Origin of the sequence: Priestia sp. SIMBA_032 (genome assembly GCF_046535215.1) — a bacterium.
GTDB classification, from domain to species: domain Bacteria; phylum Bacillota; class Bacilli; order Bacillales; family Bacillaceae_H; genus Priestia; species Priestia aryabhattai.
The window spans coordinates 1-240 of sequence record NZ_JAWRXD010001476.1 but is presented as its reverse complement, the minus strand read 5'-3'; the positions used below and the strand labels follow the sequence as shown (position 1 = coordinate 240).

1 protein-coding gene is annotated in these 240 nt (G+C 43.8%); it reads left to right on the top strand.

What is annotated here, in order from left to right:
* Positions 1–240 (top strand): class I tRNA ligase family protein (locus SB717_RS39210; RefSeq protein WP_410908697.1); only part of this gene is annotated, 240 nt, incomplete at both ends.

The following is a 240-nucleotide window of genomic DNA, read 5'->3' as shown; positions in this document are numbered from 1 at the left end:
AAAGAAGAAGCAATCGCAAAAATGATTGAATGGCTTGAAGCAACGAGCGCAGGAAATCAAAAAGTAACGTACCGTCTACGTGACTGGTTATTCAGCCGTCAACGTTACTGGGGTGAGCCAATTCCAGTAATTCACTGGGAAGATGGCACAATGACAGCTGTGAAAGAAGAAGAATTGCCATTAGTTCTTCCGAAAACAGAAAACATCCGTCCTTCAGGTACAGGTGAATCACCACTTGCT